A 23241-nucleotide genomic window follows, 5' to 3' on the forward strand; every position below is an offset into this window, starting at 1 on the left:
AGGTTCGGCTGTCTGTTATCACAAACTACTTTGCAGGGGATCAACATGTCACTCCGCATCAACGACATTGCGCCCAACTTCACCGCTCGCACCACTCAGGGAGAGATCGATTTTCACGAGTGGATCGGCGACCAATGGGCCATTCTGTTCTCGCACCCCAAGGATTTCACCCCCGTGTGCACCACCGAACTGGGTTACATGGCGAAGATCGAGCCGGAGTTCACGCGGCGCAATGCCAAGCTGATCGGCCTGTCGGTCGACCCGGTCGAAAGTCATGAAAAATGGGTTACCGACATCGAGGAAACCCAGGGTGCCGCGGTTAAATACCCGATGATCGCCGACACCGATCTCGCGGTCGCCAAGCTCTACAACATGCTGCCGGCCGAGGAGACCGGCACCTCCGAAGGACGCACCCCCGCCACCAACGCGACAGTCCGCTCGGTGTTCATCATCGGACCGGACAAGCGCATCAAGCTGATGCTGACCTACCCGATGACCACCGGCCGCAACTTCGACGAGATTCTGCGCGTGCTCGATTCGATGCAGCTCACGGCCAAGCACAGGGTGGCCACGCCGGTGAACTGGAAGCAGGGTGAGGACGTGATCATCACGGGCGCCGTCAGCAACGAGGAAGCCGAGCAGCTCTTCCCCGGCTTCAAGACCATCAAGCCGTATTTGCGCGTCGCCAAGCAGCCTGGCTGAACCCGGGGCACGGCGGGCTTTCAAAGGCTCGCCGCGCCTCCCTTTTTAGAGCGCGTCATGTTGATCTTCCGCCAGCTGTTCGACCCCCCCTCGTCCACGTATACCTACCTGCTGGGCGACCCGAACAGCGGCGACGCGCTCCTGATCGACCCCGTCTACGAGCAGGTGCCGCGCGACCTCGCGCTGCTGCAGGAGTTGGGGCTCCGCTTGCAGGCGACCCTCGACACCCACGTGCATGCCGATCATGTCACCGGCGCCTGGCGCCTGAGTCAGCGCTGCGGCAGCCGCATCGGCCTCGCCGAGGCCGCCGGCGCGAGCGGCGTGAACCAGCCGCTGCGCCACGGCGATCGTATCGACTTCGGCCGCCGCTACCTGAGCGTGCGCGCGACCCCCGGCCATACCAACGGCTGCCTGACCTATGTGCTGGACGACCAGAGCATGGCCTTCACCGGCGACAGCCTGCTGATTCGCGGCTGCGGCCGCACCGATTTCCAGCAAGGCAGCCCGCAGCAGTTGTTCGCGTCGGTGCGTGAGCAGATCCTGACGCTGCCATCGGACTGCCTGCTCTACCCGGCACACGACTATCGCGGCATCACGGTGACGACCGTCGCCGAAGAACGGCGCTTCAATCCGCGCCTGGGCGGCGATGTGGATGTCGGCGACTTCACCGGTCACATGACCAACCTGAATCTGCCGCATCCGAAACTGATGGCCGTGGCGGTGCCGGCGAACCTGCGCTGCGGCCAGCCGGACGCAGAAGCGTCGCCGCAAGACACGCCCGACTGGGCGCCGCTGACGCTGCGCTTTAGCGGTGTCTGGGAAATCGAACCAATGTCCCTGCTGGAGCATGCGGCGGGATTGCAGATCGTCGATGTGCGCGAAGCGCCGGAGTTCATCGATCGCCTGGGCCATCTGCCGGGCGCGCGATTAGTGCCGCTTTCGCAGTTGATGGAGCGGCTCGATGAACTCGACCCCGAACGGCCGGTCGTGGCGGTGTGCCGCTCGGGCGTGCGCTCGGCGCAGGCGAGCGTGCTGCTGACCAAGGCGGGCTTCGGCAAGGTCGCCAACCTCGCGGGCGGAATGTTGCGCTGGAAGAGCGAAGGACTGCCGGTGGCGTCGGAAAGCGTTTGAAAAGGCGGCTCGCCGCCACTCCCGTTGAACGACATACTGCTGGCGCAATCGCATTGCACACAGCGATCGAGCGGCCGGGTGGTGGCCGCCCCGCTCAACATGCCACCGGCCGCTCATCGCTACGCAATCAGCTTGTCGAGCGTAATCGGCAAGTCCCTGATCCGTTTGCCGGTGGCATGCCAGATTGCATTGCTCACCGCCGCGGCCACGCCCACCATACCGATCTCGCCCACGCCCTTGACCCCGAGCGGATTGACGATGTCGTCGTGCTCTTCAATAAACAACACGTCGATGTCCTGAATGTCGGCGTTCACCGGCACGTGATATTCGGCGAGGTTGTGATTCATCTGCCGCCCGAGCGCGTGGTCGAATTGACCGTGCTCGTGCAGCGCCATGCTGATGCCCCACACCACGCCGCCGGCTATCTGATTGGCCGCCGTCTTCGGATTGATGATGCGGCCCGCGGCAACGGCGCTGACGACCCGCGTCACGCGCACCGTGCCGAGCGCTTCGTCCACGCGCACCTCGACGAACACGGCCGAATGCGTGCCCATCGAATAGGCATGCTGCTTTTCATGCGGCTTCACGCTCGCCTGCTCCCGCACTTCTTCGAGGCCAGCGCGTTCGAGCAGCGTATCGAGCGCAATGGCGTCATCGGGGCCAGCGCCACAGACCAGCCGGCTGCCAGAACGCCGCACCTCTTCGCGCGGCACCATAGCGAAGCGGCCGCCGCCATGCACGCGCGCGAGTTCGACGAGCCGGTTGTGCAACCTCTTGCATACGACGTCGACCGCGCTGCCCACCGACGCCACCGTCCAGGACCCGCCCTCGATCGGCGCCTTCGGCAAACGCGTGTCGCCCAGTTCGAAGCTTACGTCGCTCAACGCGACGCCGAGTGCGTCCGCCGCGATCTGGGTCATCGCCGTGTACGTGCCGGTGCCGATATCGGCGGTCGAACTCGCTACGCTGACGTGGCCGTCGCGCGTCATCACCGCACGCGCAGTCGCTTCATTCTGCATTGCATCCCACACGCCGGTCGCCATCCCCCAGCCGATCAACTCGCGGCCCTCGCGCCGTGCGCGCGGCGCGAGCGGTCGCCCGCTCCAGCCGAAGCGCGCCGCCCCTTCGCGATAACACTCGCGCAACGCCTTGCTCGAAAACGGCAGATTCTTGTTGCCGTCACGTTCGGCATAGTTGATGAGCCGCAGTTCGAGCGGGTCCATCCGCAATGCTTCGGCCAGTTCGTCCATCGCCATTTCGAGCGGGAACATACCCTCGGTCGCGCCGGGCGCGCGCGCGTCCCCGGGCGTCGGCACATCGAGCCGGACCAGCTTGTAGCCCAGGCTCACGTTGTCGCACCGATAGAGCTGGCCGACCCAGTTCACCACCACGTTGCAATAGTCTTCGTACTGCGAAGTTTCTGCCACCGTCTGGTGAATCGCGGCCTGCAATCTGCCGCGCGCGTCGGCGCCGAGCGCGACGCGCTGGATGGTCTGCGGACGATGCGCGAAGGTGAACATCTGCTGGCGCGTCAGCGTGAGCCGCACGGGCCGTTTCAGTTCGCGCACGGCCATCACCGCGAGCGCGAGGTGATAGTACGGCCGCAAGCCGGAGCCGAACGCGCCGCCGACGAAGGGCGAAATGACTTGCACTTCATCGTCTTTCAAGCCGAATACCCGGGTCAGATACGCCTTCGTATTGACGACGCCCTGCGTCTTCTCGTACACGCAGAGGCGCCCCTGCTCGTCCGGCACCACGGTGCAGCCGTGCATTTCCATCGGATTGTGATACTCCGCCGGCGTGCTGTAGAACGCATCGACCCGCGCGGCGGCGCTCGCCAGCGCGGCCTGCGCATCGCCGCGCGCAGGCGGCGGCGGATCGAAGCTGCCCTTGTCCGTGGCAGGCGCCACCGCGCGCATGACCGCCTCGTCGATGTCCGTATTGTGCGGCGTGCTTTCATAACGCACGTCGACGAGCGAGGCTGCGTAGCGCGCCAGTTCCAGCGACTCGGCCACCACCAGTGCAACCGGCTGGCCGCTGTACCACACACGCTCGTCCCACAGCGGCCGGAACGGTGTGCCGCCTGGCGCGACCTTGTCCTTGTATAGCTGCGGGTCGAGCGGCAGCGGCGGGCGGTCCTGGTGGGTCAGCACGCGCAGCACGCCGCGCAATGCAACGGCGGCCGACGCGTCGATCGACACGATGCGGCCAGTCGCGATCGTGCTCGATACGACGAAGCCATAGGTCAGCGCGGGGGCGGTAAATTCGGCGGCAAAACGCGCGGCGCCGGTCACCTTCAGCTTGCCGTCGACACGCTGATGCGGCGCGCCGGTGGCGCGCGAGGCCGGCAACGTTTCGGCGCGGTTCATGATGCGGCCTCCTCGAACGAACGTTGCGTAGCGAGTTCGAACGCCCGCGCAATCACACGCCGCGCGAGGTCGATCTTGAACGCATTACCGGCACGGCCCTGCGCGCCGCGCAACAGCGCAGCGGCAAACTCGCGCACCGTGGCCGCGTTGAGTGGTTTGCCGCGCAACTGCGCTTCGGCGTCGGCCGAGCGCCACGGCTTATGCGCGACGCCGCCGAGCGCACAATGCGCCGTCACGATGGTCTCGCCGTCGAGTTCGACGCCCAGCGCGGCGGACACCAGCGCGAACGCAAACGACGCACGGTCGCGCACTTTGACATACGCGTGATGCGGCGCAAAACCTTGCATGGGCAATTCGATCGCCGTGATCAATTCGTCATCGCGCAGATTCGTGTCGAGGTTCGGCGTATCGCCGGGCAATCGGTGCAGATCCGCGAACGCGAGCGTGCGCGCGCCGTCCTTGCCGTCCAGATGCACGGTGGCATCGAGCGCCGCGAGCGCCACGCACATATCCGACGGATGCACGGCGATGCACTGATCGCTCGCGCCGAGAATCGCGTGAATACGATTGACGCCGTTCATCGCGGGACAGCCGGACCCGGGCTCGCGCTTATTGCATGGCGTGCCCACGTCGTAGAAGTAATAGCAGCGCGTGCGTTGCAGCAGATTGCCGCCGACGGTCGCCACATTGCGGATCTGCGCGGACGCGCCGGCCAGAATTGCCTCGGCTAGCAGCGGGTAGCGCGCGGCGACGGTCTCGTCGTAAGCGAGCGCAGTGTTGGTCACCAGCGCGCCGATTTTCAAGCCACCGCTCGGCGTCGCTTCGATCTGCTTGAGCGGCAAGCGGTTGATGTCGACCAGCACTTGCGGGCGCGCTACATCCTCGCGCAGCAGATCCACCAGATTGGTGCCGCCCGCGATAAACGCCGCGGCGGCATTGTCACGATGCCGCGCGATTGCGTCGGCCACCGCATCGGCACGCGTATAGGAAAAGCGGTTCATGAGCGCGCTCCATTCGCGTCCGGCTGCCCGTCCGCGAGGTCGGCCGCGTCCAGGATCGCTGCCACGATGTTGGTGTAGGCGCCGCACCGGCACAGGTTGCCGCTCATCTGCTCGCGAATATCGTCGGCGCACTCGACGTGGCCCTCCGCGAGCATCGCGACCGCGGAACAGATTTGCCCCGGCGTGCAGTAGCCGCACTGAAACGCGTCGTGGTCGATGAAAGCCTGTTGGACCCGATGCAGCCTCTCGCCTTCGGGCAGCCCTTCGATGGTGGTGATCGACGCGCCATCGCGCACCACCGCGAGCGCGAGACAGGTGTTGATTCGCTGACCGTCGACGATCGCGGTACACGCTCCGCATTGGCCGTGATCGCAGCCCTTCTTCGTTCCGGTCAAATGGCACTGCTCGCGCAATAGATCGAGCAGCGAGGTCCACGCTGCACTTCGAAGCGCCGGGTCTCTCCGTTGACTTCAAAGGTGACCGGCACGCGTTCTGCTTCGTCGGACGGCACGTCCAACGCCCGCCCTGCGGCTGGGGTATCCATAGGTGTCCTCCTCGCTGCGCACGATAGATAGGGCTAGAGGGAATCGATTGGGAACGGGGCGCAAGCCGCGTGCCAAGGCGCGATAGCGCCTTGCGCACTCACCGCGGCTCAAGGCTTTGCGCGCGTGGAGATCGCGCGCAAAGAAGCAGCCGGCCGGCGCATCGCGCGCACTGGTGCGCGGCTCCGAGTCCGCGTGGCCGGTTCGCGATCTCAGATGATCGGCGCACCACCCGTGACCGCGATAGTCGCACCCGAGATATAGCTCGCTTCGTCCGATGCCAGCATCACATAGACCGGCGCCACCTCGGCCGGCTGGCCGGGCCGCTTCATCGGCACCTGCTGGCCGAATTTCTCGACCTTCTCCGGCGGCATCGTCGACGGAATCAGCGGCGTCCAGATCGGCCCCGGCGCCACGCAGTTGGCACGAATGCCTTTTTCGGCGAGCAACTGCGCAAGGCCACCGGTGAAGTTCTGAATCGCCCCCTTGGTCGTTGCATAGGCGATCAGTCCGGGATTCGGATGGTCAGCGTTGATCGACGTGGTGTTGACGATGGTGGCGCCCGGCTTCATGTGCTTGATCGCCGCCCGCGTGATTCTGAACATCGCGCCGATGTTGATATCGAAGGTCTTGTCCCATTCCTCGTCGCTGATCGCGTCGAGCGATGGGTAGCTCATCTGGTACGCCGCGTTGTTCACGAGTATGTCGAGCCGGCCGAACGCCTCGACGGCCTTGTCGACGATCGCCGCGCACTGCGCGGGCTGCGCGATGTCGCCTGGCGCCAGCACCGCCTTGCGGCCCGCCTCTTCGACCCACCGTGCAGTTTCGCGCGCGTCGTCGTCCTCGTCGAGATAGGCAATCAGCACATCCGCGCCTTCGCGTGCAAACGCAATGGCAACCGCGCGTCCGATACCGCTGTCGCCGCCGGTGATGATCGCCGCTTTGCCGGCGAGGCGCCCCGAGCCTTTATACGATTTCTCGCCATGATCCGGCTGGGGCTGCATGTCCGCCGTCCGGCCCGGCGTCTGGTCCTGCTGCTGCCCGGAAAAGGGTGGCGCGGGACGTTCGGTGTCGCTCATGTCAAAACCTCCAGAGGGCAAACGGGCACGCGCGAGTGCAGGCCGCGTGCGATGAATTTCACGATGCATCGTTATCGAGCTGAGCAACCGCCGGGCCCGCGAACGACCCTGAGCGCGCGCCCCGCCAGGCCGCAATTTTTTCAACCGATTGCAAATGTCTGCACTACCGCGTCTGCACTGCCGCGCGCATCGCTGCCGCGCCCCCGCAATCACGCTTACGCACGGATGAGTTCAAGCGCCGAACGGCGATTCTCAGCCAGGCAAATCCCCGTCTCGCCACATTACAGATTGCAATCTCGCGGAACACTGTTTGCGCCGTTGCACACACGCTTCATTCATACGTCATGCCACATTAGGGAGACTTCAATGGCTCAAACTGTTGGCGACTTCATCGTCGAGCGACTGCATGCCTGGGGCGTGCGCCGCATTTACGGCTTTCCCGGCGACGGCATCAACGGCGTGTTCGGCGCACTCAACCGCGCGCAGTCCGCTGCGGGAAAAGGGAACAACAAGTCCGACGGCGCGATCGAGTTCATCCAGGTCCGTCACGAGGAAATGGCCGCGTTCATGGCGTCGGCGCATGCGAAGTTCACGGGTGAACTGGGTGTGTGCATCGCGACCTCGGGCCCCGGTGCATCGCATCTGATCACCGGTCTGTACGACGCGAGGATGGACCACATGCCGGTCCTCGCGATCACCGGTCAACAGGCGCGCGCGGCGATTGGCGGCCACTATCAGCAGGAACTCGACCTCGTGTCGATGTTCAAGGACGTGGCCGGCGCATTCGTCGAACAGGCGACGGTTCCCGCGCAAGTGCGCCATCTGGTGGACCGCGCGGTACGCACCGCGCTGGCCGAGCACAAGGTCACGGCCATCGTGCTGCCGAACGATTTGCAAGATCTTCCGTACGAAGCGCCAGGTCGCAAGCACGGCACGCTGCATTCGGGCGTGGGCTATCGCGCGCCGCGCCTCGTGCCTTATGGCGATCAACTCGAGCAAGCCGCCGAAGTGCTCAACGCCGGCAAGAAGGTCGCGATCCTGGTCGGCGCGGGTGCGCTGCACGCTACCGACGAAGTGATCGCAGTTGCGGACAAACTGGGCGCGGGCGTGGCCAAGGCGCTCCTCGGCAAAGCCGTGCTGCCGGACGACCTGCCATGGGTCACTGGCTCGATCGGGCTGCTCGGCACCAAGCCGAGCTACGACCTGATGACGCACTGCGACACGCTGCTGATGATCGGCTCCGGCTTTCCGTACGCGGAGTTTTTGCCGAAGGAAGGCGACGCGCGTGGCGTGCAGATCGACATCAAGGCCGACATGCTGAGCCTGCGTTATCCGATGGAAGTGAATCTGGTGGGCGATAGCGCCGAAACCTTGCGTGCGCTGCTGCCGCTTCTCGAGGAGAAGCAGGACCGCTCCTGGCGCGAGCGGATCGAGGGCTGGACCCAGGACTGGTGGAAGACACTCGAAAAGCGCGCCCTCGAACCCGGCAAGAACGCGCTCAATCCTCAACGCACGGTCTGGGAGTTGTCCAGGCGCATCCCGTCCAATGCGATCGTGACGAGCGATTCCGGCTCGGTCGCGAACTGGTATGCGCGCGATCTGCAAGTGCAGCGCGGCATGATGTGCTCGCTGTCGGGCGGACTCGCGTCGATGGGCGCGGCCGTACCCTATGCGATCGCCGCGAAGTTCGCGTATCCGCAGCGGCCCGTCATCGCGCTGGTGGGCGACGGCGCGATGCAGATGAACAACATGGCCGAACTGATCACCGTGTCCAAGTACTGGGAGCGCTGGTCCGATCCGCGCTGGATCTGCATGGTGCTCAACAACCAGGACCTGAATCAGGTGACGTGGGAGCAGCGCGTGATGGAAGGCGATCCGAAGTTCGAGGCGTCGCAGGACATTCCTTCCGTGCCGTATCACAAGTTCGCCGAACTGATCGGGCTCAAGGGCATCTACGTCGACGACGCCGAACAGATGGGCGCGGCCTGGGACGAGGCGCTCGCGGCCAAACGTCCTGTCGTCATCGAGGTGAAGTCCGATCCGAACATCGCGCCGCTGCCGCCGCATGTCACGCTCGCTCAGGCCAAGGCGTTTGCGACGACGCTGATGAAGGGCGACCCCGACGAAGGCAACGTGATCGTCGAAACGGCGAAGCAGGTGCTCGGCGCGGTATTGCCGGGTCATCACGACGAGTAAAGCGGGCGGGCGCAGATGAAAGACGACATGGCTACGCGCGGCGCTTCGCAAGCGCCGGTCGACGCACTTCGGGCAGCGGCTTACCGCATTCCCACCGACGCGCCAGAAGCCGACAGCACGTTCGCGTGGGATGCGACGACACTGGTGACGGTCGAGGTGGACGCGGCCGGCGAGACCGGCATCGGCTACACCTATAGCGATGCGAGCATCGTCGCCCTGATTCAGCACACACTGGCCGCCTACGTGCTGAAACACGATGTGTGGGACGTTCGCGCGCACTGGCAGCGCATGCAGCGTCAGGTGCGCAATCTCGGGCGCGCCGGTTTGGCCGCCACCGCGATCTCGGCGATCGATTGCGCGCTCTGGGACGTGAAGGCGAAACTGGTGGCGAGCGGTTTGAAGCCGCAGCCGCGCCTGTTGGACGCGTTGCACGACAAGCACGCGCCTGGCAACCTCGCGCATATCCAGGCCGCCCGCTCGTTCAACCAGAGTTCGGCGCTGCTCGCGTTATCGGTGCTGACCGATAGCGCGATGGAACACTACCGCGGCTCGTTCAACAACCCCGCGATGTGGGCACCGCTCGTCGTCGCAAGCCTTTCGCTGGGGGCCGGGCTGCACGGCGGCAAGGCCCCGCCAATCCGCGCGGTTACGTGCGCATGTATTACGACCGCCGCGATCCATGGGAAGCGGTCGAAGCACGCCCCGGCGAAGAAGACAAAGCAGCACGGGAGAATCGCCGTGTTCGATGATGCGCAGCACCATCTGCGCGGCACGGGTGGCCGCGCGCCGGATGTTTTCGTGCGTGGCGGCTGGGTGCCGATGCGCGAGTATCCGAACCGCGAAGAGGTGGACTTTGCGATGGTGGGCACGGGCGCGGGCGGTGGCGCGCTCGCTTGCCGTCTGGCCGAGCACGGCCTCAAGGTCGTCGCGTTCGACGCAGGTGCGTGGTGGCGGCCGCTCGATAAATTCGCGTCGGACGAAACTCACCAGGAAAAACTCTTCTGGACCGACGACCGCATTTGCGACGGCGAGAATCCGCTCAAGCGTGGCAACAACAACAGCGGCAAATCGGTGGGCGGCAGTACCGTTCACTTCGCGATGGTGTCGCTGCGCTTTCGTCCCGAATGGTTCAAGTCGCGCAGCCTGCTCGGCTACGGCGCGGACTGGCCGCTCGACTGGCGCGAGATGTGGCGCTACTACGCGCAAGTCGAAGATGCGCTGAAAATCGCGGGGCCTGTCGATTATCCGTGGGGACCGCGGCGGCCGCGCTATCCGTATCGCGCGCATGAGTTGAACGCGGCGGCGCTCGTGCTGGGGCGATAACGACAAACGCCTGATTGCGCATTCCCTGGACTTCATGGAACGGGCGCTCGCCGCGGCAGGCGGCAAGGACATCTGGCGGGAAACCAACAACACCTGTCACCTGAACGGCACGGCCCGCATGGGCGACGACCCGGCGACGAGCGTCGTCAATGCCGACTGCCGCAGCTGGGATATCCGCAATCTGTGGATTTGCGATGGCTCGGTCTTTCCGACAGTGGGCGGAGTGAATCCGTCGCTGACCGTTCAGGCAGTTGCGTGCCGAACCGCCAATCGTATCGCGGCGCTCGCCGCTCGCGGCGAACTGTAGCCAGGTGAACGCGTGTTCGCGTTGCTCCGTGCTCGCACAACAAGTCGGCTCTCTGGCACAGCGCGTGCTGATGCTTTGCTGTTCGACCGGAAAGCGGGCAATCCGTTTATAGCACGTCGTGATATACAAGATTCGCCTCGCCAGTTTCCAACTGCCCCGCTCAGGAGTGAGCGCATGCTTTTTCATTGGCAGGGGTCCGCTGCATCGATGTGGCTCAGACCTCCGATGTTGCCCTTTCTCTTCGCACGCCGCGACGCGACGCTAACCGTACGCGCGCGAAAGCCATGAATAGCGGCGCCCCGGTGCCGGAAAGCTACCCGCTTTCCTATTTTCTGCATAGCGCCGGCCCTGCCTCGTGGCCGGTGCTCATGCTCGGTTGGAGCCTCGCTGCACTGTGCGTCGGCGTTTGCGTGGTCGTGGGCGTTCTGCTGATGATCGCGGTGTTTCACAGGCGCGGCACGAGCGGGCATGGCATGACCGAGCACGGCGGCGGGCGTGCCGTGTTTGCCGGAACCGTCGTTTCCACACTACTTCTGCTCGGGGCGCTGATTTACATGCTGTGGGTTCTCGCAGTGGTCGCCGCGCCATCGCGTGAGCCTGCTTTGACCATCACTGTGACCGCGTATGACTGGTGGTGGAAAGCGGACTACGGAGAAGGCAGTCCGCAGGGCTTTTCCGCCGCGAATGAAATTCACGTCCCAGTCGGCGAGCCGGTACTGGTCAAGCTGAAAAGCGCCGATGTCATTCACGCGTTCTGGGTGCCGGTGCTGGCCGGCAAAACGCAGACCATTCCAGGCCAGGTGAACCAGCAGTGGATCCAGGCCGACAAGCCAGGCGTGTATCGCGGACAGTGCACGCAGTACTGCGGCGCCCAGCATGCGCACATGGCATTCGAGGTGGTCGCGCAAAGCCCGCAAGACTATGCGAACTGGTATGACGCGCAAGCACGGCCGGCAGCGCCGCCTGCGACCGTCGACGCCACCCGCGGGCAGCACGTATTCATGCAGCGGTGCGCGGGTTGCCATGCCGTGCGCGGCACCGAGGCGGGCGGCGTGCAAGCGCCCGACCTCACGCATCTGCGCAGCCGTCGCCTGATCGCCGCCGGCACGATGACCAATTCACCTCAAAACGTGATGGAATGGATCGCGCACGCTCAGGAGATCAAACCGCGCTCGCTGATGCCGGACATCAAGCTTAGCCCGAACGACAGCCGCGCGCTCGCGGCGTATCTCGCGACGCTCAACTGACGGGACCCCACGATGGCCGCTACTGGAAACGAGGATCTGGCGACACTTCCGGCAATCACCTTCCGCCGCGAACCGGAAGTCGGCGAAGCGCCCGAAGGCTCCGCCGCCGAGCGCCGGCTACGGGACCTGTGGGAAAGCGAGCCAGGCTGGCGCGGTTGGCTCTCGACCGTCGATCACAAGCAGATCGGTTTGCGCTACATCGTCACCGCGTTCTGCTTTCTGCTGCTGGGCGGCGTCGAAGCGTTGATCATGCGGCTGCAACTGGCCGGCCCTAATGAATCGCTGCTGACGCCGGATCAATACAACCAGCTCTTCACGATGCACGGCGTGACGATGATTTTTCTGTATGCACTGCCCGTGCTCAGCGGCTTTTCAAACTACCTGTGGCCGTTGATGCTGGGCTCGCGCGATATGGCGTTCCCGCGTCTTAACGCGCTTTCCTATTGGGTGTTCCTGTTCGCGGGCCTCTTTCTGTACGCCAGTTTTCCGCTCGGGGAAGCACCCAACGCCGGCTGGTTCAACTACGTTCCGTTCGCGTCGCTGGAATACAACCGCGGACCCAACATCGACGTGTACGCGCTCGGCATGGTGCTGCTTGGCATCTCGACCACGGTGGGCGCGGCGAACTTCGTGGTAACGCTATTCAGGATGCGTGCCGACGGGATGTCGATCAACCGTCTGCCGATCATCGTGTGGGGCACGCTGACGGCCTCGTTCGCCAATCTGTTCGCAGTGCCCTCGGTGAGCCTCGCGTTCTTCCTGTTATGGATGGACCGCAACGTGGGCACCCATTTCTTCGACGTCTCGAGCGACGGACGGCCCATGCTCTGGCAGCACCTGTTCTGGATGTTCGCGCACCCGTGGGTCTACGTGATCGTGCTGCCCGCGATGGGCATCGTGTCGGACGCGCTGCCCACCTTCTGCCGGCGCCCGCTCGTCGCGTACGCGGCAGTCGCCGTGGCCACGGTCGCGACCATGCTGATCGGCTTCGAGGTGTGGATCCATCACATGTTCGCGACCGGCCTGCCGGCGCTCGCGCTCGCCATCTTCGGCGCGGCCAGCATGCTGATTTCGGTGCCGAGCGCGGTGGCCGTGTTCGCATGGATCGCCACGATCTGGCTCGGGCGGCCCGTTTTCAAAACGCCATTTCTGTACTTCGCGGGCTTTGTGCTGATGTTCGTGATCGGCGGCGTTTCTGGCGTGATGACGGCGGCCGTTCCGCTCGACTGGCAACTCAACGAAACCTATTTCGTGGTCGCGCACCTGCATTACGTGCTGCTCGGCATCAACGTGTTCCCCGTGCTGGGCGGCATCACCTACTGGTTTCCGAAATTCACCGGGCGCCTGATGAACGAGCGCTTCGGCAAGCTGACTTTCTGGGTGGTCCTGATCGGCTTTAACGTCGGCTTCTTCCCGATGCACATCTCGGGACTGCTCGGCATGCCGCGGCGCGTCTACACCTATCCGGAAGGGATGGGCTGGGATCTGAGCAACCTGGTGACCACCATCGGCTCGTTCGTGTTCGGCATCGGGGTGCTGATGTTCGTCGCCAACGCGCTGATTTGCGCCAGGCGTGGCGCGCGCGCCAGTGCCAACCCATGGGACGCCCCAGGCCTCGAATGGTCGATGCCGTCCCCGCCGCCGCCGTATAACTTCGCAGTGCTACCGGTGATCGCGTCGCGCCATCCGCTGTGGGAAGACCGCCTCGATGGCAGCCAGCGTTCGAAACTGAAGACCGGTTATCTGCTGCATCGCGGGCGCGAGACGCTAGGCGTGTCGCCGCTCAGCGGCAGCGCCGATGTGATTCTGAAGATGCCCGAGGACAGCTACACGCCATTCTTGCTCGGCTTGTTCGGCGCGCTGCTATTCGTCGGCCTGCTCGCGCACAGCCCCGCATTCGTGCTGGCGATGACAGCGGCTTGCGCGGCGTCGATCATCGTATGGCTGTGGCCGCGCCGTTCGCTCGCACAGCGCGAACCGCCGCCGCCGAGCGCGCGGCCCAGTCTCGCCACGCAAAATGCCGACGCCACGCTGCCGGTGGGTAGTGCGGGCGAACACTCGGGCGGGTGGTGGGGCGTACTGACGCTGGTTGCAACCGAAGCCTGCCTGTTCGGTTATCTGATCTTCACCTATCTCTATCTGGAGGCACAGACCCATCTATTGTGGCCGCCCGAAGGGATGCCCAAAGTCGGCATTGGTGCGCTCAATACAGGGTTCCTGCTGCTCAGCAGTGTGTTCGTCTGGCTCGCCGAGCGGCTTCTCAGGAAGAGCCACAAGCTCGCGTCGATAGGCTCGATGCTCATTGCGATCGCGCTCGGCATCGTCTTTCTGCTGGTCCAGATGAAGGAATGGAGAGACCATCCCTATGGATTGACCGCGCACCTTTACAGCTCGCTGTATTTCACGATCACCGGCTTTCACATGGCGCACGTCGTCGTCGGCCTGGTCGCGCTCGTCGCGATGACGCTATGGATAGGGCTCGGCTATCTCGACAAAAGACGCACGGCACCGATCAAGATAGGCGGTCTGTACTGGCACTTCGTGGATGTGGTCTGGCTGTTCATCTTCACCACGCTGTACCTTTCGCCCTTCGTCCTTAGGGGGCACTAGCCATGCCTGAGCCAGGCCTCGCGTCTTCGCAACCGTTCGCAGCGCGTCGCAAGCTATTGGCGGCCTGCGCGCTCGCGGGTCTGTTCGGCACGCCGGGCATCTGGCTGCTGCAGGTACTGGTGTCCGAAACACTGTCCGCGATCGCCTGCTATGGCGTCAGCGCGCCGCGCCCCGAACCGTTGTGGAGCGGTTTCAATACGTGGATCTTCGTCATTTCGACGGTCGCGGTGGTGATCGCCGTTCCCTGCGCAGGCCTCGCGTGGTATGGCTTTGTGCTGGCGCGACGCAACGGCCACGCCGCAGACCCGCACCCGCATCGCCATGAAAAGCTGCGCACGCCCGAACAGCTTCGCACGGACGACACGACCAGAGTGCGCTTCATCGCGCTATGCAGTGTGCTGGTCGGCACGGGATTCCTGATCGGCGCGATCTTCATCTGGCTTGCGCCGGTACTCGTCGATCCTTGTCACGCAGGGTATTGACGCCATGAAAGCCAAGCGCGTGCGCTTATTCGCAGGACGCGTGCTCCTCGTCGGCTGTGCAATCGGCGTGCTGGGCGGTTGTGAACGCGAGCGCGCCCCCGACCGGTTCGCCGGCATCACCTCGAACTCGCCGGTCGCAATGGACGCAGCGCAGATCGCGCGCGGCGAATATCTCGCCAAAGCCGGCGATTGTGCCGCCTGTCACGACGCGGCGGACAAGACTCCGTACGCGGGCGGCTTGCCGGTCAATTCGCCGTTGGGGCCGATCTATGCCGCGAACATCACGCCCGATCCGACCTTCGGGATTGGCCGCTACACGTTGCAGCAATTCGCAGACACGCTTCGCATCGGCAAGACGCCGCAGAGTAAGTGGCTGTACCCGGCGATGCCGTATCCGTCTTTCGCCAAGCTGAGCGATGACGACGTGACGGCGCTATACGCGTATTTCATGCACGGCGTCAAAGCGTCGACGAACCGGCCGCCCGCCACCCAACTGCCTTTTCCATTCAATCAGCGGTGGGGGATGTACTTCTGGAGCCACCTGTTCGGCAATCGCAAGCGCTACGTCGCCGACTCGCACCACGACGCCCAATGGAACCGCGGCGCCTATCTCGTGCAAGGCGCCGGACATTGCGGCGCGTGCCACACACCACGCGGTCCCGCCTATAACGAATTGGGCTACGAGGAACACAGCGAGCACTATCTGACCGGCGGCGTCGTCGATCACTGGTTTGCGCCGAATCTGACCGGCGATCCGGCGAGCGGCCTGGGGCGCTGGTCGCAAGAGGAGATTGCATCGTTCCTGCGCGCCGGCCACACACCACGCGCCACCGCGTTCGGCGCGATGGCGCCGGTTGTCGAAGAAAGCACGCAGTACCTGAGCGACGCCGATCTGCGCGCGATCGCGGTCTACCTCAAGTCGCTTCCGGTACGCAGCAGAAGCGGCACGTTCGACAACAACGAACACGCGCGCACCTTGACCGCACGGGCAATACAGACAGGCGAGGTCGAGCGGCCCGGCGCCGGGATCTACCTGTCTTTCTGCGCAAGCTGTCATGGCGCCGATGGCGCCGGCAAGTCAAACAAAGCCCCGGCGCTCGCAGGTAATTCCCTCGTGATGGCAGCCGACACGACTTCGATCATGCGCATCGTGATCGAAGGCAGCCAGAGCCCGACTACCAGCGAACAGCCGAAACCGCAGAAGATGCCGGCGTTCAATGATCAGCTCACCACCACGGAAATCGCGCAAGTGGTGAGCTTCATCAGGAATACATGGGGAAATCATGCGGCTCCTGTGTCGGACCGGGACGTGCATCGGCTGAGGTCGGAGATCCATAAGTGACGCGTGCTTGCCCCCCATACGCCTCAGATCAGCTTGATGGTTTATGTCGGCGGCTGATCTGGTGCGCTGTGCGCAGTGACTCGACGATCGTCTCGTAGACGCGCTGGCGAGTTTCCGGGTCCGGCGCGCGCAACGCGAACGAAGGATGATAGGTTGCGACAACCAGGTGTTCGCCGTGCTCGATGGTTTTGCCGAGCGCATCCTGCAACCGCGAGTGCGCATCTTCCAGCACGGCTTTTAGCGCGGTAGCGCCCAGGGCGACAATCACGCGCGCTCGTGTCTGCTGAAATTCGCGCTGGAGCCAGTATTCACACGCCGCAATCTCTCTTTGCGCCGGTGTTTTGTGCATGCGGCGCTTGCCGCGCGGTGTCCATTTGAAATGCTTGACTGCGTTGGTGACATAGACGTCGGCACGCTCCAACCCGGCTTCTTCGAGCGCTTTGTCGAGCAGTGCGCCGGCGGGTCCAACGAAAGGCCGGCCTTGCAGATCTTCTGAATCGCCTGGCTGTTCGCCGACCAGCATGATCGACGCGTTAGTTGGCCCTTCGCCGCCGACCGCTTGCGTCGCGTCCCTCCATAGCGAGCAACGGCGGCAGTCCGCGAGTTTGGCCGGTTGCTGGTCCCGGTCGATATCTGAGCTGGCGGCCTTGCCGCTGTGCGAACGCGGACGTTTGTCGGCTTTGTCATCGGCCATGGTTGACATCCCTGCTCCGCTCGCGGTCCACGACCCGCGACGCTATGAGCGGCGAGTGGAATCGGGCGGAACAGGATTCTTGTCCTGCGACGATTCGAGCGCGTTTTCCGACGGAGGGTGTTTGGCCTTCTCGGCGGTATCACGTGCGCTTTGCACGGTATATGAGCGAGTGGTCGGGTTCGAGGTGGTGCGGCGGTGCCCGGTAGATGCACTGGGACGCTTGCCACTGGACTGATCGCGTTCGCGGCTTGCGTCGCCGGCTCGTTCGCCTGCATGCCTCGTTGTATGTACTGCCATGATGTCCTCATTGAAATGAACTCAATAAGAAGCGCTACTCCGTCAAGGCGCAACCGTCGACGCCCGCCTTGGCGACGATGCCTCGGCCCAAGCGTCAGCGGTATGCGCAAAAGCTCTGTCAGGGCTGGCGCTGACCGCCCTGATGCTGCGGCACCTTCTGCTGATTCTGTTGTTGCTGGCCTTGCTGCTTACCTGCATTCTTCGGATTGCCAGCCTGCGTGTTCGATTGCTTGGTGTCAGTCATATCCACTCCTTTTCGCCGGTTACGCCGGTTGCCATTACTTCAGAGCAAACCGCGTTCCGCACGTGCTAGGTGCGCCTGTCCGTGTCGTATTCGGTGCGTACGCCTGCGGGCAGCCACGGCTCCTTGTGGCAGCACCATAATTCGTCGGTCGGCTCATACATCCCCACCCGGTCGAACGCACCCAGCGGCAAGTCCACCTCGTCGCTGTCCATGTATTCCATAAACGCGACGGAGCCGCAGGTTGGGCAAAAATGCCTTCGCGCGCCGGGCGAGCTTTGCCACGCTTGTGTGCGGCCCGAAAACTGCACCGCGTCGCGCGCGAACATCGCATAGCTGCCGAACACGTTGCCGTGTATCCGGCGGCACGTCATGCAATGGCACATGGACACGCGTCTGGGCCGCGCGGTAATGCGAAAGCGCAGCGCTCCGCACGCACATCCGCCGGTTTCTTCGATGTGGTCGTTAACGGCTCCCATCCAGCTCTCCTCGTCCGGCGCGCTACTTCTCGCCTTTCTTCGGAATCTTCGCGCCCGACTTGCGCGCCTGATTCAATCCGATGGCCACGGCCTGCTTCTGCGGTTTACCGTGTTTTTTCTCGGTCTTGATGTTGTGAGAGACGGTGTCCTTCGAGGTTCCTTTCTTCAGCGGCATGATGCTCTCCTTATCAAAGAAGCAATCACGCGACGGCGCGACTGCCGCATGAATTCGCAGCATGACGCGTGCCAAGCGCGCGGATGGACGGCACATGTGCGCACACGAAGCGCGCTAAACGTCCGCCACGGCGATCACGATCTTGCCGCGCAGATGGCCTTGCCCGAGCCTCGCCAATGCTTCGCGTGTGGCGTCGAATGGAAACGTGGCCGTCACTTTCACGTCGACCTGGCCCCGGTCGATCAGACGCGCGATTTCCGCCAGCTGCGCTCCGTCAGGCCGCGCGGTATAGCGCGCGCCGCGTGCGCCGCGCCTTTTCGCCTCGCTCTGCGAGGGCTCGGTGAGTGTGGAGATCAATGCGCCGCCGGCTTTGAGCACGGCCCATGACCGCTCCTGCGTTTGGCCCCCGACAAGTCGAACACCAGATCCATATCCGGCGCCGCGTCCTCGAATCTTTGCGTCGAATGGTCGATCACCTGATCGGCCCCGAGTCGTCGCACAAACTCGACGCCGTCGCCCGACGCGGTGACGAACACTTGCGCGCCCATCGTCAGTGGTGCTCGTATTCCTACCAGCGGGCGCTGACGATGCAGTCCGTCGTACCGCGACCGCCAGGAATAAGGTTTGCTCACCAGCAGCAAACGACTGCGGCCAAAGCCTCAACCGCCGAAACGAATGTCGCCCGGCTCACAGTCGAAGTTCATCGGGGAGAGAGCGTGATGAAGCAAATCGACCTTGAGCAGTTGCGACCGACGCAGATGACGCATGGCATGCGCGAGGTTGCGCAGAAGATCGAGCAATATCGCAGCCTGTCGGAGCACGACCTGCAAATGGCAATCGCCGAAAAGCCTGTGCCCGTGGTGCTCGGCCCCCAAGGCGCACCGTACGTAACCGACCATCACCATATCGTCGCCGCGCTGCATGCGCTCGGAGTTGCCGCTGTGCCGGTCGTGCTGCTGGAAGATCTTTCGTCGCTCACAGTGCAGCAGTTCTGGCTCACCATGGAAAACCGGCGCTGGGCGTATCCCTACGACGCACAAGGCCAGCGCGTCAGCTTTACTGACCTGCCTCGCCATGTCTGGGACCTGCCTAACGACGAATATCGAAGTCTCGCGGCTTTCGCCCGCAACGCCGGCGCATTCGAAAAAACATCCGTGCCGCTGGAAGAATTCCGCTGGGCCGACTTGTTTCGCAGCACCCTGCCCCTGCCGTCCGACGACGAAGCGTTTGCCCGCACACTGCACGACGCGATCGAAATGGCTCGGAGCATCGCCGCAATCGGTCTGCCAGGCTTCCTGGGCAACCCACAGCAGGCGTAGGTCAGTCGACGCAGTTCAATGCAGGTCGCCTTTGCCGCATAGGACGGTGCGGCGCCGACGAAACACCAGGCAATGGACTCAACGCATCGACGAGGCCGCCACCCTCTATTGACTCGCCGCACTTGCCGGCGCACTGGCTGCGATCGCCTCACTGCCCGCCGCAGGGGTGCCGCTAGCGGCATTGCTCGCGCGCTTGGCCGCATCGCTGCTGCCGGGCGTGCCGTTGGCACCCGCCGAATTGCTCATGACACCGCTGCTTCCCGCGCTCATGGCGTCATTGCCAGTGTTGTCCGCGCGCTTGCAACCGGACACAGCGGCCATCAACGCAATCATCGAACACGCTACGAATGCATGCTTCACAACCTGATCCATGATGTATCTCCGTTTTCCCGCGGCTGCGTTGGGATTAGAGGCAAGCATCGGTTGTGCCTGGTCTCCCGGCGAGCCTGCCAAGGCATCAGTCGACCGACGGGGAACATATGTTGCTTGGAGCGGATGTGAGAGCACCTCTTTGCTGGAGAATCCGATAAACGAACCGGAACTGGAACAACGCGTAGAAGAATTAGAACTGGCGCTTGCCCCACTTTTTGACTCGCCGAAAGCGCCGGCCCTCAGCAGTTATGACGAAGGCACCCGTCTTTTCATTCAGGTTTCATGGGTCGTGGCATCGCGCGGGGACAGTTCGCTCGACGCACGCTGCGTCGTCACGCTCGCGTTCACGCACGGACAGTTCGAACGCTATGCGGCGCTGGATACCGCGCGCCGGAAGGCGTTTCAGGCGCGCCTCGCCGAGTGGGTGCGCGCGCGCTTCACCGACAGACAGAATCCGCCTGTGCTGAACGGCGACTGTGCGGTAGAAGCGGACGTCCCGGACGAACTGTTCGAGCAGCAGGAACGGTGACAGGACCCCGGCAAAATCATTTCGCCGGTACGGGCGCGAGGCACTCGTCCAGCGGATTGCACTCATTGAGAAACTGAGTGATGCGGACGGCAATCGCCTCGGCCACGTCGACAACTCTTTCTGCAGCGCTTGGTCGCGATCAAGCGTCGCGTGGCTCGTCGAGTAGAGCTCTTAATAGCCGAACCCCGTTAACCCCCAAAGCTATTCGGCCGTCAGTGCTTGATCGTGTCGCAACGATCCCCGCGCGCATTCGCCGAATCGAAGTAGGTCCGCAAAGCGGGCGCCGACTGGTCGCACAATGAGCAGATCCTGGCCAGCCAGTCGGCCTGTGCAGGCCATTCGCCTTCCACCACTCGCGGATAGATCTGCCGTAAGAACTGATGCAGCGCCTTTGCGCCGATATTGCCACTGACGCCCAGCAAGACATGCAAAGCAGCATGCGTCGCATCGAAATCGCTAAGCGCGACGCTGGCCGCGAGCCGTGCAACAGTCGAGCGAATCTGCTCGATACCGTTCAGGAACGTCTGGTCCAGCAAGTCGAGCGCGACCAGTTCTTCCAGGTGGTTCTCGTCGAGCAACGGTGCTCCGTTGACCAGCTCCGACCTGACGGGTTGCGCGGCGGAGGTTGCTGCCGCCTCGTCGCGCGCCGGCGAACGCGACGCACGCTGGCGTGCAAACTGTCTGGCGAGCCCGGCGTAAAACGAGCCGATCTGAACCGGCTTGAGCATGACCTCGTTCATGCCCGCGGCAAGGCATGCCTGCACGGCATCCATATCGGCGTGGCTGGTCAACGCGACGATGGGGACTTCGGCATACGAGTCCGCACGTGCGCGAATCAGGGCGGTGGTTTCCACGCCGCCCATCCCTGGCATGTTCATGTCCATCACGATCGCATCGATGACGTGGCCCTCCTCCAGCTTTGCCAGCACGGCCGGCCCGTGCTCGGCCTCGATGACGCTCGCACCGCATCGCTCCAGATAACCTTTGGCAACCAGCCGGCTGTAAGTGTCGTCGTCCGCGACGAGGATCGTCCTGCCCGCGAACCCTTCGAAGCGCTCGCTGTGAAGGTTGCGATTGCCGTTTTCGAACAGCGTCTCGAGCGTCGTGACCAGTTCCACGAGACTGCACGATTTGCCGATCACGTCGTCCATGCCGGCGCGCCGGGCGAGCACGCGAGTCACGTTGCCCGGCTCCGCCGTATAGGCTGCGATCAGTACGTTCCAGTTCGGCGACTGACGATCCGCGCGAATTCTCTCAGCGGCGCTGTACCCGTCAAGAACCGGCATGTTGATGTCCATCAGCACGAGATCGAAGCGCGCCGACTGCGCAAGCATGCTCAATGCCGCTTGGCCGTTCTCGGCTTCGCTCACGTCGGCGCCGATTTTCAGCAAAGCGCGGCGGGTTCTGCCGCGCTCTGTGGCATCGTCGTCTACGATCAGAATGCGTTTGCCGCTGAAAAAGGGCGTGGCGCGCTCGATGATTCGCTGTTCATGGTCGGCCACGTCGCGCTCGTTGACGACCGGAAATCGCAGCGTGAAACGCGTGAATTCGCCGACTTCCGAATCGCAGCCAATCGTGCCACCAAACGCATGCATCGCGCGCTGGCAGTAGGCGAGGCCAAGCCCCGTGCCGGCCGAATTGCCGGTAGTGCGGAAAGGCTCGAAAAGATGCGGTAGGACGTCGGGCGCGATGCCTGGACCCGTGTCGTGGACCAGCACCGTTTGCCGGTCCACCGTGAGCGTCAGTGTCGCCGAAGGATGCGCGGCAATGTGATGCAGTGCGTTTTTGACCAGATTGAACAGCGTGAACAGATAAACGGTTTCGTCGACCTTGAACGTGAAATCCTCCAGCACCACGAAGCGGACCTTGGCGCGCTCCTGGCGGTCGGCAAAGCCGTATTCGTCCAGCGCCTTGCGCGTCGCGGCCGCCGCGCTCAGATAGACGAGGCGGTCCGACGGAATGGGTTTCGCGCTCACTTCGTCCAGCGTCATCGCGATGATGCGCAAGCCCCGCTCGATCGACAACTGGCCGTGCGCGAGATGCCGGTAAAGCGACGCGGTTCTGTCGTGCGGAAGAGCCGGCGCCGTGCGGGCATCCGCCGTGGCGGGCAGCGCCTCTTCCACGCGGTCCAGAACGAGCCGCAGCTGGCTGAGCGGATTGCGCATTTCATGCGCGATCGAGCCGGCGAGCGCGCGCAGCGCGCCGATTCTGGTCTGGGCGACGATTCCCTTCAGGTTGCTATAGCTGAACGTGAGGCCGGCAAAGATGCCGAAGGTGAACACCGGCAAATAGGTGTAGAGAAACAGATGCGCATCGACGTGGACGGACTGCGGAATAACGAACTTCGCGCATAGGATCGCCAAGCCGATTCCCAACAGGAGATTCAGCAGTAACGCGCTAAACGACGGGAAGATGGCGATCAGGAAAAAGATCATCCCGAGCTCGGCCATCGACCAGAGCATCGAATAGTGACCGGCCAACAGGTAGTAAGTGAAAAAGAACGGTAGCGTATAGGCTACCGTCGCAAAGTAATACCACGGCAGGAAGCGCGCCACCGAAGCCCGCCAGTAACGGCGCAAAAGCAATAGCGCACAGGCAACTGTGCCGATCGCTCGCATCAACAGGCTTTCGTTGGGTTGAGGATCAACGAAGGTCCACCACAGCCAGTACACTGGATGTCCAATCGTACCGATCACGCCAACTGCCAACACGCTGTAGTCCGATACCTTGGCGGCGTCGAAAACCACCCGGTTGAGATAGCGGATGCCCCCTGAAATGGCTCTCATTTTCGCTTTGTGTTTGCC

The 23241-nt window shown here is 63.7% G+C and carries 22 protein-coding genes and 1 pseudogene; 11 read left to right on the forward strand and 12 right to left on the reverse strand.

Annotated elements, in window-relative coordinates; genetic code table 11:
• The first annotated feature begins 45 nt into the window (after window positions 1-45).
• Both ABQJ48_RS25570 and ABQJ48_RS25575 read left to right on the forward strand, forming a co-directional pair.
• Window positions 46-702 carry a peroxiredoxin gene (locus tag ABQJ48_RS25570; protein ID WP_367840746.1) on the forward strand — a complete coding sequence of 219 codons (657 nt, stop codon included), beginning with the start codon at window positions 46-48 and terminating at the stop codon, window positions 700-702.
• 60 nt (window positions 703-762) lie between these two features.
• Window positions 763-1833, forward strand: coding sequence for a rhodanese-like domain-containing protein (locus ABQJ48_RS25575; protein WP_367840788.1), 1071 nt, complete (start codon window positions 763-765; stop codon window positions 1831-1833).
• Window positions 1834-1952: 119 nt separating this feature from the next.
• Here ABQJ48_RS25575 and ABQJ48_RS25580 read toward each other — a convergent pair whose 3' ends face one another.
• The 4 genes and pseudogenes from ABQJ48_RS25580 to ABQJ48_RS25595 all read right to left on the reverse strand — a co-directional run bounded on the left by ABQJ48_RS25580 (window position 1953) and on the right by ABQJ48_RS25595 (window position 6824).
• Window positions 1953-4202 carry a xanthine dehydrogenase family protein molybdopterin-binding subunit gene (locus ABQJ48_RS25580; RefSeq protein WP_367840747.1) on the reverse strand — a complete coding sequence of 750 codons (2250 nt, stop codon included), beginning with the start codon at window positions 4200-4202 and terminating at the stop codon, window positions 1953-1955.
• Complete coding sequence (locus ABQJ48_RS25585; RefSeq protein ID WP_367840748.1) at window positions 4199-5203, reverse strand: FAD binding domain-containing protein; 1005 nt, start codon at window positions 5201-5203, stop codon at window positions 4199-4201. The genes ABQJ48_RS25580 and ABQJ48_RS25585 overlap by 4 nt, the downstream gene beginning before the upstream one ends.
• A pseudogene (locus ABQJ48_RS25590) lies at window positions 5200-5747 on the reverse strand ((2Fe-2S)-binding protein). Before ABQJ48_RS25590 ends, ABQJ48_RS25585 begins: the two are co-directional and overlap by 4 nt.
• A 210-nt stretch (window positions 5748-5957) precedes the next feature.
• Window positions 5958-6824 carry an SDR family oxidoreductase gene (locus ABQJ48_RS25595; RefSeq protein ID WP_367840749.1) on the reverse strand — a complete coding sequence of 289 codons (867 nt, stop codon included), beginning with the start codon at window positions 6822-6824 and terminating at the stop codon, window positions 5958-5960.
• A gap of 366 nt (window positions 6825-7190) precedes the next feature.
• On the opposite strand from ABQJ48_RS25595, the gene ABQJ48_RS25600 reads away from it, so the two are divergent.
• The 7 genes from ABQJ48_RS25600 to ABQJ48_RS25630 all read left to right on the forward strand — a co-directional run bounded on the left by ABQJ48_RS25600 (window position 7191) and on the right by ABQJ48_RS25630 (window position 16331).
• Window positions 7191-9020: a thiamine pyrophosphate-requiring protein gene (locus ABQJ48_RS25600; RefSeq protein ID WP_367840750.1), complete on the forward strand. Its 1830-nt coding sequence runs from the start codon at window positions 7191-7193 to the stop codon at window positions 9018-9020.
• 15 nt (window positions 9021-9035) lie between these two features.
• The gene (locus tag ABQJ48_RS25605; RefSeq protein WP_367840751.1) at window positions 9036-10343 is read left to right on the forward strand and encodes an enolase-like domain-containing protein; all 1308 of its coding nucleotides are present in this window, start codon (window positions 9036-9038) and stop codon (window positions 10341-10343) included.
• A gap of 34 nt (window positions 10344-10377) precedes the next feature.
• Window positions 10378-10650, forward strand: coding sequence for a GMC family oxidoreductase (locus ABQJ48_RS25610; protein WP_367840752.1), 273 nt, complete (start codon window positions 10378-10380; stop codon window positions 10648-10650).
• A gap of 284 nt (window positions 10651-10934) precedes the next feature.
• On the forward strand, window positions 10935-11897 hold the full coding sequence (gene coxB, locus ABQJ48_RS25615) for a cytochrome c oxidase subunit II (protein WP_367840753.1): 963 nt from the start codon (window positions 10935-10937) through the stop codon (window positions 11895-11897).
• 12 nt (window positions 11898-11909) lie between these two features.
• On the forward strand, window positions 11910-14507 hold the full coding sequence (gene ctaD / locus ABQJ48_RS25620) for a cytochrome c oxidase subunit I (protein WP_367840754.1): 2598 nt from the start codon (window positions 11910-11912) through the stop codon (window positions 14505-14507).
• Between the two features lie 2 nt (window positions 14508-14509).
• Window positions 14510-14989, forward strand: coding sequence for a hypothetical protein (locus tag ABQJ48_RS25625; protein WP_367840755.1), 480 nt, complete (start codon window positions 14510-14512; stop codon window positions 14987-14989).
• 4 nt (window positions 14990-14993) lie between these two features.
• Window positions 14994-16331: a c-type cytochrome gene (locus ABQJ48_RS25630; RefSeq protein ID WP_473094184.1), complete on the forward strand. Its 1338-nt coding sequence runs from the start codon at window positions 14994-14996 to the stop codon at window positions 16329-16331.
• Between the two features lie 28 nt (window positions 16332-16359).
• Here the strand turns inward: ABQJ48_RS25630 and ABQJ48_RS25635 are convergent, their stop codons facing one another.
• The 6 genes from ABQJ48_RS25635 to ABQJ48_RS25660 all read right to left on the reverse strand — a co-directional run bounded on the left by ABQJ48_RS25635 (window position 16360) and on the right by ABQJ48_RS25660 (window position 18765).
• Window positions 16360-17025 carry a UdgX family uracil-DNA binding protein gene (locus ABQJ48_RS25635; protein ID WP_367840756.1) on the reverse strand — a complete coding sequence of 222 codons (666 nt, stop codon included), beginning with the start codon at window positions 17023-17025 and terminating at the stop codon, window positions 16360-16362.
• Between the two features lie 415 nt (window positions 17026-17440).
• Window positions 17441-17566 carry a hypothetical protein gene (locus ABQJ48_RS25640; RefSeq protein WP_367840757.1) on the reverse strand — a complete coding sequence of 42 codons (126 nt, stop codon included), beginning with the start codon at window positions 17564-17566 and terminating at the stop codon, window positions 17441-17443.
• 65 nt (window positions 17567-17631) lie between these two features.
• Window positions 17632-18042: a GFA family protein gene (locus ABQJ48_RS25645; protein WP_367840758.1), complete on the reverse strand. Its 411-nt coding sequence runs from the start codon at window positions 18040-18042 to the stop codon at window positions 17632-17634.
• Between the two features lie 22 nt (window positions 18043-18064).
• Window positions 18065-18217, reverse strand: coding sequence for a DUF6496 domain-containing protein (locus ABQJ48_RS25650; RefSeq protein WP_367840759.1), 153 nt, complete (start codon window positions 18215-18217; stop codon window positions 18065-18067).
• Window positions 18218-18331: 114 nt separating this feature from the next.
• Window positions 18332-18595, reverse strand: a complete 264-nt coding sequence (locus ABQJ48_RS25655; RefSeq protein ID WP_367840760.1) for a zinc-binding dehydrogenase — start codon at window positions 18593-18595, stop codon at window positions 18332-18334.
• On the reverse strand, window positions 18571-18765 hold the full coding sequence (locus ABQJ48_RS25660) for a hypothetical protein (protein ID WP_367840761.1): 195 nt from the start codon (window positions 18763-18765) through the stop codon (window positions 18571-18573). The genes ABQJ48_RS25655 and ABQJ48_RS25660 overlap by 25 nt, the downstream gene beginning before the upstream one ends.
• Window positions 18766-18936: 171 nt before the next feature.
• On the opposite strand from ABQJ48_RS25660, the gene ABQJ48_RS25665 reads away from it, so the two are divergent.
• The gene (locus tag ABQJ48_RS25665; protein WP_367840762.1) at window positions 18937-19536 is read left to right on the forward strand and encodes a ParB-like protein; all 600 of its coding nucleotides are present in this window, start codon (window positions 18937-18939) and stop codon (window positions 19534-19536) included.
• A gap of 105 nt (window positions 19537-19641) precedes the next feature.
• Here ABQJ48_RS25665 and ABQJ48_RS25670 read toward each other — a convergent pair whose 3' ends face one another.
• Window positions 19642-19908 carry a hypothetical protein gene (locus ABQJ48_RS25670; protein ID WP_367840763.1) on the reverse strand — a complete coding sequence of 89 codons (267 nt, stop codon included), beginning with the start codon at window positions 19906-19908 and terminating at the stop codon, window positions 19642-19644.
• Between the two features lies 1 nt (window position 19909).
• On the opposite strand from ABQJ48_RS25670, the gene ABQJ48_RS25675 reads away from it, so the two are divergent.
• The gene (locus tag ABQJ48_RS25675; RefSeq protein ID WP_367840790.1) at window positions 19910-20437 is read left to right on the forward strand and encodes a DUF3022 domain-containing protein; all 528 of its coding nucleotides are present in this window, start codon (window positions 19910-19912) and stop codon (window positions 20435-20437) included.
• A gap of 212 nt (window positions 20438-20649) precedes the next feature.
• On the opposite strand, the gene ABQJ48_RS25680 is transcribed toward ABQJ48_RS25675, so the two are convergent.
• On the reverse strand, window positions 20650-23223 hold the full coding sequence (locus ABQJ48_RS25680; RefSeq protein WP_367840764.1) for an ATP-binding response regulator: 2574 nt from the start codon (window positions 23221-23223) through the stop codon (window positions 20650-20652).
• Window positions 23224-23241 lie beyond the last annotated feature (18 nt).

This window comes from Paraburkholderia suaedae (assembly GCF_040812055.1).
Classification (GTDB): domain Bacteria; phylum Pseudomonadota; class Gammaproteobacteria; order Burkholderiales; family Burkholderiaceae; genus Paraburkholderia.